Source organism: Pseudoduganella lurida, from assembly GCF_007830455.1.
Taxonomy (GTDB): domain Bacteria; phylum Pseudomonadota; class Gammaproteobacteria; order Burkholderiales; family Burkholderiaceae_D; genus Rugamonas; species Rugamonas lurida.
Map to the genome: position 1 here is coordinate 500,252 of NZ_VLLB01000004.1, position 15,408 is coordinate 515,659.

General features: G+C 67.6%; 6 protein-coding genes. 3 read left to right on the plus strand and 3 right to left on the minus strand.

Going from position 1 to position 15,408, the window contains the following annotated elements; genetic code table 11:
- Window positions 1-178: 178 nt before the first annotated feature.
- Complete coding sequence (locus IP91_RS14565) at window positions 179-2,845, plus strand: TonB-dependent receptor (RefSeq protein ID WP_145649773.1); 2,667 nt, start codon at window positions 179-181, stop codon at window positions 2,843-2,845.
- A gap of 72 nt (window positions 2,846-2,917) precedes the next feature.
- On the opposite strand, the gene tldD is transcribed toward IP91_RS14565, so the two are convergent.
- From tldD to IP91_RS14580, 3 genes are all read right to left on the minus strand, one after another.
- Window positions 2,918-4,378, minus strand: coding sequence for a metalloprotease TldD (tldD, locus tag IP91_RS14570; RefSeq protein WP_145649774.1), 1,461 nt, complete (start codon window positions 4,376-4,378; stop codon window positions 2,918-2,920).
- Between the two features lie 69 nt (window positions 4,379-4,447).
- Window positions 4,448-5,248, minus strand: coding sequence for a carbon-nitrogen hydrolase family protein (locus tag IP91_RS14575; protein WP_229474429.1), 801 nt, complete (start codon window positions 5,246-5,248; stop codon window positions 4,448-4,450).
- 7 nt (window positions 5,249-5,255) lie between these two features.
- Window positions 5,256-9,464, minus strand: coding sequence for a YhdP family protein (locus IP91_RS14580; RefSeq protein WP_229474431.1), 4,209 nt, complete (start codon window positions 9,462-9,464; stop codon window positions 5,256-5,258).
- A 193-nt stretch (window positions 9,465-9,657) separates the two neighbouring features.
- Here IP91_RS14580 and glnE point away from each other — a divergent pair, with 193 nt between their 5' ends.
- Together glnE and IP91_RS14590 are read left to right on the plus strand one after the other, a co-directional pair.
- Entirely contained in the window at window positions 9,658-12,483 is a 2,826-nt protein-coding gene (gene glnE / locus IP91_RS14585; protein WP_145649775.1) for a bifunctional [glutamate--ammonia ligase]-adenylyl-L-tyrosine phosphorylase/[glutamate--ammonia-ligase] adenylyltransferase, read from the plus strand.
- Window positions 12,484-12,667: 184 nt separating this feature from the next.
- Entirely contained in the window at window positions 12,668-15,376 is a 2,709-nt protein-coding gene (locus IP91_RS14590) for a TonB-dependent receptor (protein ID WP_158643149.1), read from the plus strand.
- The last annotated feature ends 32 nt before the right edge of the window (window positions 15,377-15,408 follow it).

Here is a 15,408-nt window from a genome sequence, read left to right on the forward strand (position 1 = left end):
CTAGCTGACCTGAGCGCTGTTGCAGCGCTTCCAAAAACGGGCCTTCGGGCCCGTTTTTTTTGCTCTCGAACTTGAGCGAGATCAAGACGCTGGAAAAACGCTGTTGCGGCCTGATCCATGTCAATGATTACATCGGGTACTTCTGTAGTGACACCACCACGAAGGAGACCACCCGGCCATGAACCACCCCACGCTGCTTTCCTGCCGTACCCTGCCCCTTGCCGTCCTGGCGCCCGCCCTGCTCCCGGCCCTGTTCGCCCTGCCCGCCCTGGCCCAGCAGAACCCCGAAGGCCCGATCGCCCGCGTGGAAATCACCGGCTCGTCGATCAAGCGGCTGCAGTCCGAAACGGCCACGCCCTTGACCGTGTTCCGCGCCGAGGAGTTCGTCAAGCAGGGCCTGAGCACGGCGGCCGAGGTGCTGGACCGCATCCCTTCGAACCAGACCAGCATGGGGGCCGGCAACACGGTGGGCGGCAACGCCAGCGGCCTGCCCACGGGCGGCCAGGCCACCGCCGACCTGCGCGGCCTGGGCGGCGACAAGACGCTGGTGCTGCTGAATGGCCGCCGCCTGGCCAGCCACCCGTACGACGGCGCCAGCGTGGACCTGAACCTGATCCCCGTCGCCGCGCTGGAACGCGTGGAGGTGCTGCGCGACGGCGCCTCGGCCATCTACGGCACCGATGCGATCGGCGGCGTCATCAACTTCATCACCAAGCGCGCCGTCGATGCCGCCGCGATCTCGCTGGAGACGATCCTGCCGGATGAAACGGGCGGGCGCGAGCGGCGTGCCAATGTGACCGTCGGCGGCGGCGACCTGGACCGGGACCGCTGGGCGGTCCTCGGCGTGTTCGACTACCATAAGCAGGACGTGCTGACATCGCAGCAGCGCCCCTTCTCCGCCACCGGCGTGATCCCCTCGCGCGGCCTGAACCTCACCTCCGGCACGACCTTCCCCGGCAACTACTTCGATGCGGGCAGCGGCGTGCAGGGCAATCCCGGCCGGGCCACCGGCTGCGATGCGCCGCTGTCCGTGCCGCACCCGACGAATGGCACCTGCCGCCAGGATTACACGCGCCTGATCGACGACCTGCCGGAACAGGAACACATCACCGCCTACGGCAAGGCCAGCTTCGCGCTGGGGAGCGGCCACACGGCCTCGCTCGAGCTGCTGCATGCCGTGAACAACGTGCTGTCGCGCACCGCGCCGCCGCCGCAGACGCACCTGGTGCTGCCCATTACCAGCCCCTACTACCCGGGCCGCGCGGGCGGCGTCCCGGCCCAGCCCGGCCTGTCCGGCGGGCCGCTGACGGTCAGCTGGCGCCCCACCGAGGCGGGCCAGCGGCAGATCCAGTCGAAAGGCGCCGGCACGCGCCTGGTCGGCGCGCTGGAAGGCGTGGTGGCGGGCTGGGACTACCAGGGTGGCCTGAGCTATTCCGTCAGCCGCTCGGAGGAGAACTTCACGGGTGGCTACGTGGGCGACGCGATCTTCGCCGCCGGCGTCTTCAATGGCATCCTGAATCCCTTCGGGCTGCAGAACGAGGCGGGCCGCGCCTACCTGGCCAGTGCCGCCCTGCGCGGCCGCGTGCAGGATGCCTCGAACCGCCAGACGGCCTTCGACCTGAAGGCCAGCCGCGAGCTGTTCGACCTGGCCGGCGGCAAGCTCGCCGTGGCCTTCGGCACCGAGATCCGCCACGAGAAGGCCGACTTCAACGTCAACCGCGATATCGCCGGCCAGGCCGCCAGTTCGGGGCTTTCCGGCTCGCTGTCGAAGGATGGCAGCCGGAGCATCCAGGCCGTGTTCGGCGAGATCAGCGCGCCCTTCCTGCGCAACCTGGAAGCGTCGCTGGCGGGCCGCTACGACCACTACAGCGACGTGGGCGGCACCTGGAACCCGAAAGCCTCGCTGCGCTTCCAGCCCCACCAGGCGTTCGTGCTGCGCGGCTCGGCCAGCACGGGCTTCCGTGCGCCCACGCTGTTCGAGAAGAACGCGCCGCAGTCGAAGAACGACACCAGCAACAGCTACAACGACCCGATCCTGTGCCCGGGCGGCGTGCCGCAGCCGGGTGCCAATCCCCTGCGCGACTGCGACCTGCAGCAATTCAAGCTGCAGGGCGGGAACGCCGGCCTGCAGCCGGAAAAATCGCGCACGCTGTCGATCGGCGCCGTGCTCGAACCCCTGCAGGCCGTGACGCTGACGCTCGATTACTGGAACATCCACCTGCGCGAAAAAATCGGCGCGCTGCCCGAGCAGACGATCTACGGTGACTTCGACAAATACCGCGACCGCTTCCTGCGCAATCCCGATGGTTCGCCATTCGCGATCCTGGACCTGAACGAGAACCTGGGCAAGGTGAAGACGGACGGCGTGGACGTGAGCCTGACGGTGCGCTCGCGGCCCGCCGACTGGGGCAACGTGGCCTTCACGCTGGATGGCACCTGGGTGCACCGCTACGAATACCAGAACGAACGGGGCGGCCAGTTCATCGAGAACGTGGGGCGCTATGCGGACAACTACGTGGTCTTCCGCTGGCGCCACAACGCCGCGCTCACCTGGCGCAGCGGCCCGTGGAGCGCCACGCTCGCCCACAACTTCAAGACCCGCTACGCCGACCAGAACCTGGTCGATCCGGAATTCTTCAACCGCGTGACGTCATACAGCCTGGTCAACCTGTCCGGCACGTACACCGGCTTCAGCAACATCGCGCTGACGGCCGGCGTGAAGAACCTGTTCGACAGGGACCCGCCGTTCTCGAACCAGGGCACGGTGTTCCAGAAGGGGTATGACCCGCGCTATACCGATCCGATCGGGCGGGCGCTGTATCTGCGGGGGACGTACACGTTCTGATGCTCGTGGTTGCCGGTGGCAGTCCACAAAAAAAGGCGCCGCAGCGCCTTTTTGAACCTCAGCGCGGACGACTCAAGCCGTCCCGCCCACCGTCACGCCATCGATGCGCAGGGTCGGCTGGCCCACGCCCACCGGCACGCTCTGGCCTTCCTTGCCGCACACGCCAACGCCCGGATCGAGCTTCATGTCGTTGCCGATCATGGACACGCGGTTCAGCACCTCCGGGCCGTTGCCGATCAGCGTGGCACCCTTCACCGGATACGTGATCTTGCCGTCTTCGATCATGTACGCCTCGCTGGCGGAGAACACGAACTTGCCGTTCGTGATGTCGACCTGGCCGCCGCCGAAGTTCACCGCGTACAGGCCGTTCTTCACGGAAGCGAGGATCTCCGCCGGATCCTTGTCGCCGGCCAGCATGTAGGTGTTGGTCATGCGCGGCATCGGCAGGTGGGCGAACGATTCGCGGCGCGCGTTGCCGGTGACCGGCATCTTCATCAGGCGCGCGTTCATCGTGTCCTGGATGTAGCCGCGCAGGATGCCGTCCTCGATCAGCGTGGTGCACTGGGTCGGATTGCCCTCGTCGTCGATGTTCAGCGAGCCGCGGCGGTCCGCCAGCGTGCCGTCGTCGACCACGGTAACGCCCTTGGCCGCCACGCGCTCGCCGATGCGGCCGGCAAACGTGGACGAACCCTTGCGGTTGAAGTCGCCCTCCAGGCCGTGGCCGATCGCCTCGTGCAGCAGGATGCCGGGCCAGCCCGGGCCCAGCACGACGGTCATCGGACCAGCCGGTGCCGGACGCGAATCCAGGTTCACCAGCGCTCCCTTGACCGCATCGTCGGCATACTGCGTGAGCAGTTCGTCGGTGAAGTAGCCGTAGTCGTAGCGGCCGCCGCCGCCGGACGAGCCCATCTCGCGGCGGCCGTCCTGTTCGACGATGACGGTGACGGACACGCGCACCAGCGGACGGATGTCGGCCGCCAGCACGCCATCGCTGCGCACCACCAGCACCACGTCGTATTCACCGGCCAGGCCGGCCATCACCTGCACCACGCGGGGATCCTTGGCGCGCGCGATCTTCTCGACGCGTTCCAGCAGCTTCACTTTCGCCGCGGCGTCGAGGGACGCCAGCGGATCGTGCGGCAGGTACAGCGAGCGGCCGCCCTGCTGGTTCAGGGAACCGGCCACCTTGATCTTGCCGGCGCCGGCGCGCGCGATGGTGCGCGTGGCGGCGGCCGCATCGAGCAGCGCCGCCTCGGAGATCTCGTCGGAATACGAGAACGCCGTCTTCTCGCCGGACACGGCGCGCACGCCCACGCCCTGGTCGATCGAGAAGCTGCCCGTCTTGACGATGCCTTCTTCCAGGCTCCAGCCTTCGCTCTTGGTGAACTGGAAATACAGGTCGGCGTAGTCGACCTTGTGCGTGAACATCGTGCCCAGCGTCCTGATCAGCTTGGATTCGTCCAGGCCGAAAGGCGTCAGCAGCACATCGCGCGCCAGTGCCAGCGAGGACAGGTTCGGTTCGAATGGTTTCATGATGGATCCTTCAGCTAATGTCTGTCGCGTTATCGCGCGTATCGGCTCATTGTATTTGATTACGGCGTTTCACATGGTGCGGTGCTGCAGCGCCGGCAGGCTGGCGCGCACGCTGGCGATCTTCCCGAAGTCGACCAGGCCGCCCACGATGCCCTCGCCCTCCTCGATCACGGCGCGCACTTCGCCCCACGGATCGACCAGCATGCTGTGGCCCCAGGTGCGCCGGCCGTTGGCATGCGTGCCGCCCTGCGCCGCGGCCAGCACGTAGCACTGGTTCTCGATGGCGCGGGCGCGCAGCAGCAGCTCCCAGTGCGCCTCGCCCGTCGTGTAGGTGAACGCGGCAGGCAGCACGATCAGGTCCACCGGGCCCATGGCGCGGAACAGTTCCGGAAAGCGCAGGTCGTAGCAGATCGCCATGCCGACCTTGCCGGCCACCGTGTCGACCGTGCCCACGTGCCTGCCCGGCACGATGGTGCGCGATTCGTTGTACGACTCGTCGCCCTGGTTGAAGCCGAACAGGTGGATCTTGTCGTAGCGGGAGACCTGCTGTCCCGACGGGTCGTACACCAGCGTGGTGTTGACCACCTTCGCCGGATCGTCGCTCGCCAGCGGCAGCGTGCCGCCCAGCAGCCAAATGCCGTGGGTGCGCGCCAGGTCCGCCATCGTCTCCTGGATGATGCCGCTGCCCGGTTGCTCGGCGACGGCCACCTTGTCGGTATCGGCCATGCCCATGATGGGCCAGTACTCGGGCAGCAGCACCAGCTGCGCGCCGTTCGATACGGCGGCCTGCTCGACGAGGCGGCGCACGGTGGCGATGTTTTCTTCGACCACGGGGGTCGACACCATCTGGATCGCGGCGATGAAGGTCATGGTTTCCTCACTGGGGTCGGGGCGTTTCGACACGGTTGTTGTCGAGCTTGGTGATGACGGGTGCCTTCCACGGCCCCGTCACCTGCATCTGGTACGTCAGCGCCTTCATCACCGGCGCCGACAGGAACAGCTGGGCGAGATAGCTGCCCAGCCCGATCACGGGATTGACGGCCAGCGCATACACCAGCGGCGCCGTGCCGAAGTTCACCTGCGGGATCACGACGACATGCAGGTTGGTCGATTCGTTGGCGATGTCCGCCGTGCCGGCCATTAGCACGGTCGCGGCCACGCCGTGCATCTTGAGGTTCTCCGTCTTCGCGATGCCCCGGTCGATCACGGCATGGGCCGAGATGCCGTCGAACGCCAGGCCTTCGGCAAACACGTCGTGGAAGTCCAGCTTCAGCAGCCGCGGCAGCGCCTGCAGGCTCAGCACGCCCAGCAGCTTGGCCGCGCCCGGGTCCTGTTTCAGGAACTGGCCCTTTTCCACCTTCAGGTCCAGGCTGCCGGACAGCGTGGGAATGTCCATCGAATACGGCAGCCCGCGCCAGGCGATGTCGCCGGACAGCTTGCCCTTGCCGCCCTTGAGCGTGTCGGCAAAGCCGAACCGTTCCAGCAGCTTGCCCGCATCGGCGATGTCGAGATTGAAGTTGAGCATCGTGTCGTGGCGGCCCTTGGCGCTCACCCACCGTCCCGAGCCATGCAGCTGGCCATCAGCATTCTCCAGCGCCAGCCTGGCCACGCGCCATTCCCGCGTCGAAGTGATCAGCGCATTGTAGGCCTGCAGTTCCAGCCGGCCCAGCGCCCGGTTGAACAGTTCGAAGCGTTCCGCCACGATGTCCAGCGCGGGAATCGAAGGCGACGACGCGGAACTCTCCAGCAGGTCCTTCACGTCGCCCGCCGCCGATTCCGGAATGATCAGCGTGGACAGCCGCGCCGTCACCTTGCCCAGTCCCTTGCCGGTGGGCGACTCGTTCCACGTGAGGTAGCCGTTGGCCTGCTTCGAATCGATGCTGGCCTGCCAGGTACCGTTGCGGTGCGTGGCGCCCAGCACCACGCCTTCCAGCTTGCGGCTGCCGATCACCAGTTCGTCGGCGCGGCCGGCCATCATTTCCGGCACCACGTACTGGGACAGTCCCGGCCCGTCGTTCGCCGCGGCGGCACTGTCGCCCCCATCGGCACCGGCGATGGCGCCGCCCAGCGCCAGCCAGTCGTCCACGTTCAGCGATTTCATGCTCACGTTCAGCGCCATGCCGCTGTCCGGCTCGGGCGCCGCCACGTTGACGCCGATGCCGCCCCGCACCAGCTGCCACGGGTTGCGGTCCTGGCGCTGGCGCTGGTAGTGGGCTGCCACAGTACTTGCCAAACCCGTGCCGATCGCAATGCGGATATCGTCCTGCGCCAGGCCGGCCTCGTTGGCCGCGGCGCCGTTCAGCACGAAGCGCACCGGCATCGCCTCGGCGGCCGTCTTGGCCAGCGGCGCCGGGAAGTCCAGCGACACGCCGGCCAGCGAGGAATCGATGGCCACCTGGTATTCGTGGTGGTGGGCGTTGATCACGCCGCTGTAGCGCGTGCTGCCGCCGATGTGCTGCGCCAGCCGCTGCATCGCCGCCGACGGATAGGTGCGGCGCAGGCCGTCCGCCGTCATGCTGCCGCCGATCTTCACCACGATGGCGCCGTCGCGCTGCGTGCCGCCGCCGATGTTCACGGGGCCGCCCAGCAGCGTGCCGTTGATGCCGTTCAGGTTCACGCCCCGCTCGTTGAACTCGATCCTGCCGGTGGTTTGCAGCACGGGCGGCATGTCGTTCCACAGCACCACGTCGTTGCCCTGCAATTGCAGCGTGCCCAGCACCTTGCTGTCGACCAGCCGGTTCAGCGGCAGGTCGAGCCGCAACGTCAGTTTCGCCGCGCCGGTGGCCGTGGTCTGGTCCGTGAAGTGGCCGATCCATTCCAGCACCGGCGTATTGCTCACGTAGCGCAGGTAGTCCCCCATGGCGCCCTGCGCCGTGCCGTCGATTTCCAGCACGCCGTCGTGGTGCGCCAGGTCGGCGATCACCGCCTTCACATTGGTGAGGCTGACGTTGCCCGTCTTCGCCGTATCGGCGCGGATTTCCATGCGCGCCCGCTCGAACAGGAAGCTGCCGCGGATCTGTTCGGCCTGCGGCCACATGGGCGCCTTGCCGTCCTTGGCAAAGAAGCCCGGCTCGTAGTTCAGCCGGCCATCGACGATCCGGCCACCGATGCGGAACTGGCCCTTCGCGGCGGCCGGCGTGTTGGCGGCAAACGGGAACTGCGCCAGGTCGCCGGCCAGCCGCAGCGTCACGTTCTGCGCGGTGCCCGCCTCCAGCGCGCCCGTGAGCCAGTGCTTCAGGTGCTCCGGCGTGGCGATCGGCAGGTAGCGGCCGATGCGGTTGATGACGAAGCCGTTCAGCGTGCCGTTGAGGTCGGCAATGCCGGCGCCGCCTGCGGCGGGAATCGTGTGCGTGCCGGCGATGCTGCCCGTCAGGCCGTCCTGGTCGAAGTCCAGCCTGCCCAGCTTGAGGCGCAGGCTGCCGTCGTCCTCGTGCGTCCAGGCCAGGTCCAGCTTCAGTTTCCTGAACGGCATCGAAGCCGTCTCGAACCAGTGCGGCATGTCGAGAACCAGGCCGGGCGCATCGAATGCCACCTTGCCGCCGTCGCTGCCCGCATCGATCGTGCCCGTCAGGCGGTCGAAGCCGGGCAAGGCCGGCACCGCAGGCAATCCGGCGGACTTGCCATCGGCAGCGGCCGGCACGGCGGGGCGCGCCGCCAGCGCGGCCATGCCCAGGTCATCGAGCCTGGCGTGCACCTGCCAGGCCACGGGTTTGTCCGCCGGCCCGTCCCACTTTGCGCGCAGGTCGTCGACGCGGCCGTGCGGCGCCAGGTCCGCCAGCAGCGCCCGATGCGCGGCCGGCAGCGGCAGCCGGGTCGCCAGCTCGGCCAGCGTCTTCAGTTCCAGCGAGCGGGCCGTGACTTCGCTGCGCGCCGGCTTGCCGTTCGCGGCGGGGAGGTAGCGCGAGGACAGCGTGGTGGGCGCCAGCGTGGCGCCATCGCGCGTGCGCAGCGTGAAATCGGTGATGCTGGCGCGATGGCCGTACGCGCCGAAAGCGACCTGGCGGCTGGCACCGCGCGCCGGCTTGTCTTCGCTGAAGGCCAGCCGGCCGCGCAGGGCCGCCACGTCCAGCGGCGGCACGCCGGTGCCCAGCGTGGCGACGACATCGGCCAGCGCCACGTCCGCCGTGATGCCGTTGACGCGCGCATGGTCGATGTCCAGCCAGGCGCGCAGGCTGCCCTTGCCCGAGGCGACGGCGGCGCCGGCCGGCAGCGGCAGCAGCGACGCCACCGCGGGCTGCAGCACGGCCAGGTCGGCCTGGCGCACGCCGGCGTACAGGGTGCCCCGCCATTGCTGCAGGTCCGACGCACGCACCGACAGGGCCGGGTGGCGGAAGTCGCCGCGGATATCGAGCGCACCCTTCGTCCCCTGGGGCGGCGCAGCCTGCACGCCGAAGCGGTGGCGGTGCCAGTTATTGCGCAGCACCGCGTTCACGTCGCGCAGCGCCAGGGGGGCCACGGGCGCCGGCGACTGCGGCGTGCGCAGCTCGTCGGTCCAGACGATGCTGCCCTCGCGCACCACGAGCTCGCGCTGGTTCAGCAGCCAGTCGGCGCCACGGCCGTCATCCTTGCGGGCCGGATCGACATAGATGCCGGCCACGTAGACATGGCCGGCCGCGTCGCGGCGCACCTGCAGGTTCGGGCGGATCAGTTCCAGCGAGTGGAAGCGCACGCCGAACGTGGGCACGCTCCACCAGGACAGCGTGGCCTGCACGCTGGGCAGGCGCAGGGCGGGACGGCCGGCCGGATCGCGCAGCACCACGTCGCCCAGGAACAGGTTGGGCCGCAGGCCGGACCAGGACGCATAGATGCGGTCGATCGTGACGGGGTTGCCGGCAGCGCGGCTGGCCAGCAGTTCGATGTCGCCCTTGTAGCGGTCGATCTGCGGCAGCACGCCCCAGCGCAGCACCAGGAACAGCAGCGCCAGCAGGAAGTACACGGCCAGCACCAGCTTGATGGTGAAGCCCAGGATGTGGTGCGTGGCCAGGTTGCAGAAGCGGTAGGCGGCCTGGAGGCGGTGCCAGCGCGCCAGCAGGGGACCTTCGCCCTGCGCTGCCGCTGCCGTCTCTTCTGCCGATTGTTCCGTCAACACTGATTCCCACGCCTCGCCGCTTGCCACGGCGTAAAATGATTAAGGTCGTCCACGGGATTCGCGGAAGGTGCCCATTCTACCGCAACGACCGGTTGTTCCCGGCGCCCAATGGTGTTGCTTACATAACTGTTACACAACGCGGATATACAACGCGGTTACCCAATATTCCCTCTCTTTCCCGCCCTCCCCCATGCCGCCAGCCATCCCCTCCGCCGCTCCTGCCGTCCTGTCCACCGAACCGTATCCCTTCACGCCGGCCACCGCCGCCGACTCCCGCTTCTACCAGCGCTGGCTGGCCGCCGCGCCGGACCGGCAGGCCAAGTCCGATGCGCTGTGCGGACAGCGGCTCGATACCGTGGACCTGGCAGCGCTGCTGCACATCGAGCGGGAAGATGGCACGCTGCCACTCGGCCGCGGCATGCGTCGGCTGCGCAACCTGCTGGTCACGTCGCTCATCCGGCGCGACCTGGAAGGCAAGGCCGATCTGAACGAAGTCGTGACGGCCGTGACCCGGCTGGCTGACTTCGCGATCCGCACGCACCTGGCCGAAGCCGATGCCGAGATGCGCGCCGCGCACGGCGTGCCGACGGGTGCGGACTCCGGCCTGGAGCAGCAGCTGATGGTGCTCGCCATGGGCAAGCAGGGCGGCTTCGAGCTGAACGTGTCCTCCGACATCGACCTGATCTTCGTCTACCCGGAAGACGGCGACACGGTGCCCACCGGGCCGGGCCAGCGCGTGCTGTCGAACCACGAGTACTTCATCCGGCTGGGCAAGAAGCTGATCGCCGCGATCGCCGAGATCACGGAAGACGGCTTCACCTTCCGCGTCGACATGGCGCTGCGCCCGAACGGCGGCTCCGGACCGCTGGCGGCCAGCCTGGGCATGGTCGAGCAGTACCTGATCGTGCAGGGCCGCGAGTGGGAACGCTATGCCTGGGTGAAGGCGCGCGCCGTGACGGGCACGCCGGAGGACATCGCCGCGCTGGAATGCATCGTGCGGCCGTTCTGCTTCCGCCGCTATCTCGACTTCGGCGTGATCGACGCGATCCGCACGATGCACGCGCAGATCCGCGCCGAGGTCAACCGCCAGGAACGGCTGCACCCGGACCGCAGCCACAACGTGAAGCTGGGCCGCGGCGGCATCCGCGAGATCGAATTCCTGGCCCAGGTGTTCCAGCTAATCCGCGGCGGCCGCGATCCGGCCCTGCGCGACCGCTCCACCCGCGCCACCCTGCGCCTGCTGCCCGAGAAGGGCCTGCTGACGCCACAGGTGGTGGAGCAGCTGCTCGATTCCTACACCTTCCTGCGCAACCTGGAACACCGGCTGCAGTACCTGGACGATGCGCAGACCCACACGCTGCCGCCGAACGACGAGGACCGCGCCACGGTGGCGCGCATGATGGGCCTGCCGGACATCGACACGCTGCTGGCCCGGCTGGCCGTGCACCGCGCCTTCGTGGCCGACCAGTTCGACGCGATCTTTGCCGACAAGGCCAATGACGACGATATCGACCCGTCCGCCATCAACGAGTGCGCCGACCCGGACAACCGCGAAGCCATCGAGGCCCGCTTCGCCGGCCTGGGCTACGACGATCCGGCCGGCGCCAGCCGCCGCCTCGTCTCCACCTGGCAGTCGCCGAAGCTGAACGCGATGCCGGAAGCGAGCCGGCAGCGGCTGGTGGCGCTGATCAATGCCGCCCTGCCCCAGATCGCCCGCGCGGCCGCCACCAACCCGGCCGGCACGCAGATCGGCACCCTGAGCCGGCTGCTGGACTTCCTGGAAGCCATTGCCCGACGCTCGTCCTACCTGTCACTGCTGACGGAATACCCGCACACGCTCGAGCGCGTGATCGGCATGATGCATGCCAGCGCCTGGGCGGCCACCTTCCTCACGCAGCACCCGATCCTGCTCGACGAGCTGCTGGACGACCGCATCCGCAACGCCGTGTTCGACCCGCAGGCGCTGGCGCTGGACCTGGATGCGCAGCTGGCCCTGGCCAGGGGCGACACCGAGCGTCAGATGGACATCCTGCGCGAAGTGCATCACGCCCAGCTGTTCCACCTGCTGGCGCAGGACCTGGCCGGCGACCTGACGGTGGAGGTGCTGGCCGACCACCTGTCCGCGCTGGCGGACGTGATCGTGGCCGCCGTCATCGGCGCGGCCTGGCAGACGGTGGCCAAGCGGCACCGCGAGGTACCCCGCTTCGCCGTGATCGCCTACGGCAAGCTGGGCGGCAAGGAGCTGGGCTATGTGTCGGACCTGGACGTCGTCTTCCTGTTCGACGACGACGACCAGGAAGCGCCCGGCCTGTACGCCCGGCTGGCGCAGCGCTTCATCACATGGATGACGTCGCACACCTCGGCCGGCATCCTGTTCGATATCGACACGGCGCTGCGCCCGGATGGCGCCAGCGGCATGCTGGTGCTGTCGGTGCCCGCCTTCGAGCGCTACCAGAAGCAGTCCGCCTGGGTATGGGAGCACCAGGCGCTGACCCGTGCGCGCTTCTGCGCCGGCGATGTGGAGATCGGCGCGCGCTTCGAGCGGATCCGCTGCGAGGTGCTGCGCCAGCCCGGCGCGGGAGATGCAGAACCGAAGCGCGGCGCTGCACTCAAGCGCGAGGTGGTGGCGATGCGGCGCCGCATGCACGACGCCTATCCGAGCCGCGCCGACAGCTTCGACCTGAAGCAGGATGCCGGCGGCATGATCGACATCGAGTTCATCGTGCAGTACCTGGTGCTGGAGCATTCGGCCGAACATCCTGCGCTGACGGCCAATAAGGGCAACATCACGCTGCTGCGCATGTGCGCGGAACTGGGCCTGATCGATGCCGCGCTGGCCGGCCAGGTGGGCGATGCCTACCGCGCCATGCGCCGGCTGCAGCACCAGTTGCGGCTGCAGGGCGGCGACCAGTCGCGCGTGGATCCGGCGCGCGTGGCGGACCATGCGGCCGGTGTCATCGCGCTGTGGCAGACGCTGTTCGGCGATGCCGAACACACTTTATTCAATGAGTCCTAGTACTAAACTATTCATTACTGAGATTCATAACACAATTATTATTCGATAGTGTTGTATGTAACACTACTGTCACAATCAAAAGTGCTGGACCAGTTTGTTGTCTTCGTTGTCTGATACCGGGTCGTCCAGTTGTCGAGACATGTGGTCTCGCCACGGGCGGCCATGTGACAACAGGAGCTTACAAATGATGAAAGAAACGACCCTGGCCCACTCGGTCAGGCTGATCTGTGCAGCCGGTATCGCCGGCCTGATCGCGGCACCGGCGCTTGCCCAACAGGGTGACCAGCCGATCCAGCGCGTCCAGATCACCGGCTCGGCGATCAAGCGGATCGATGCGGAAACCGCGGTGCCTGTCACCGTGATGAAGATGGATGATCTGAAGGCGCAGGGCGTGACCACCGTGGAACAGGTGATGTCCCAGGTCGCATCGATGCAGGCCACGCAGGGTACCAGCCAGGTCGTGGGCCTGGGCACGGGCGGCGCGTCGTTTGCCGACATGCGCGGCATCGGCGCCAACAAGACGCTGGTGCTGCTGAACGGCCGCCGCCTGGCGAACAATGCGTTCGACAGCTCCGCGCCGGACCTGAACATGATCCCGTTCGCGGCCATCGAGCGCGTGGAAGTGCTGCGCGACGGCGCCTCGTCGCTGTACGGCTCCGACGCAGTGGGCGGCGTGATCAACTTCATCACCCGCAAGGACTTCACGGGCGGCATCGTCACGGTGGGTGGCGATTCGCCGCAGCACCCGGGCGGCCAGTCCGTCAACACGAACATCGGCCTGGGCTTCGGCGACCTGGACACGCAGGGCTGGAACTTCTTCGCCATGGGCGACTTCCAGAAGCAGCGCGCCATCGGCGGCCTGGACCGCCCTTACAACACGCGCTTCGCCGGCGGCCTGTCCGGCTCGACCAGCCCGGCCAACTACTACCAGGAAGGCGACAGCGGCAACCCCGTCGCCGGCAACTGCAGCAGCGCGCCGAACCTGATCAACGATGGCAATACCAGCTGCAAGATGACGACGTCCAGCTTCGTCGACTACGTGCCCCGCTCCGAGCGCGCCACCGGGCTATTCAAGGGCACGCTGAAGCTGCCGAACAACCACGAGCTGGGCCTGGAATACCTGATCAGCCGCAGCAAGGTGGAAAGCGCCATCGCGCCTGTGCCATACGGCGGCCTGATCATGAACCGCACGCAGGCCAACGGTTCGCTCAACCCGTACTATCCGGGCAACGGCACGTACACCCCGAACATCCCGCTGGACCCGCTCTTCGAGGGTGAGTCCGGCCTGCCGCCAGGCGCGCTGCCCGGCTACATCAACGTGATGTGGCGCGACCTGCCGAACGGCTCGCGCGCCGACGAGAACATCAACCGCCAGCAGCGCTTCATCGCCACCCTGTCCGGCAACATCGCCGGCTGGGATTACCAGACGGGCCTGAGCTACAACGAGAACAAGGTGAAGGTGAACCTGCGCGGCTACAGCGACGGCGACATGATCACCCAGGGCGTGCTGGATGGCGTCATCAACCCGTTCGGCGAGCAGACCACCGCCGGCATGGACCTGCTGATGGCCGCCGCGCTGGACGGCAATATCCAGAACGCCAAGGGCACCACCAAGACGCTGGACTTCTCCGCCAGCCGCGAACTGTCCGACTGGCTCGGTGCCGGCCGCCCTGCCGCACTGGCCATCGGCGGTTCCGCCAGCCGCGAGGAATTCCTGTCCGAATCGAACACGGAATATGCGGCGAAAGTCGTGGCCAGCACGGGCATCGACCCGAACGCGCATGACGAAGGCTCGCGCAGCGTGTACGCCGCTTACGCCGAGCTGAACGTGCCGATCCTGAAGACGCTGGACGTGACCGCCGCCGTGCGCTACGACAAGTACAGCGACTTCGGCAATTCGACCAACCCGAAGGTCAGCTTCCGCTGGCAGCCGGCACCGGAAGTGCTGGTGCGCGGTTCGTACTCGACCGGTTTCCGCGCCCCGTCGCTGTACGAGATCAACTCGGCGCAGACGTACACCAACACGTCCACGCAGAACGATCCGGTCAACTGCCCGAACGGCACGCCGATCCCGGGCAAGGGTTCCGCCACCAACTGCCGCGTGCAGTTCCAGAAACTGCTGGGCGGTAATGCCAACCTGGATCCGGAAGAATCCAAGAACGCCACGCTGGGCATCGTCTACGAAGGCGTCCGTAACCTGACGCTGTCGGCCGACCTGTGGGCCGTGAAGCTGGACCACCAGATCGACAACCTGTCGGAAGACGACGTGTTTGCCGATGCGACCAAGTACGCGGCGCTGTACCACCGCAACCCGGCCGGCAACCTGTCGATCGACGGTTCGCAGTGCGTGACGGCGGCCAACTGCGGCTACGTCGACCTGCGCACCCAGAACCTGGGCAGCATCAAGACCAACGGCGTCGACCTGGCCGCCCAGTACCGCCTGCGCACGTCCGATTTCGGCACGTACAACTTCTCGATGAACAGCACGTGGATCAACGAGTTCAAGTACCAGGCATCGGAAAACGGCGAGTGGAACAACCGCCTGGGCACCTACTCCGGCATCGGCCCCGTGTTCCGCTGGCAGAACACCGCCATGGTGCGCTGGAACCTGCGTGAATTCGGCGCCGGCCTCTCGGCCAACTACAAGTCCGGCTACCTGGACGACGAGAACGCCTACGAGGACAACCACCGCGTGGCTTCCTACACCACGTTCGACGGCTACCTGTCGTGGACGCAGCCGAAGGGCTACGCCGTCACGTTCGGCGTGCGCAACCTGTTCGACCGCGATCCACCGCTGTCGTACCAGGAAGAGACGTTCCAGGCCGGCTACGATCCGCGCTTCGCTTCCGCGATCGGCCGCACGTACTACGTGCGCGCTTCGTACAGCTTCTAAAAAAAAGTTGCCCGGAAAATGGGGACAGACCC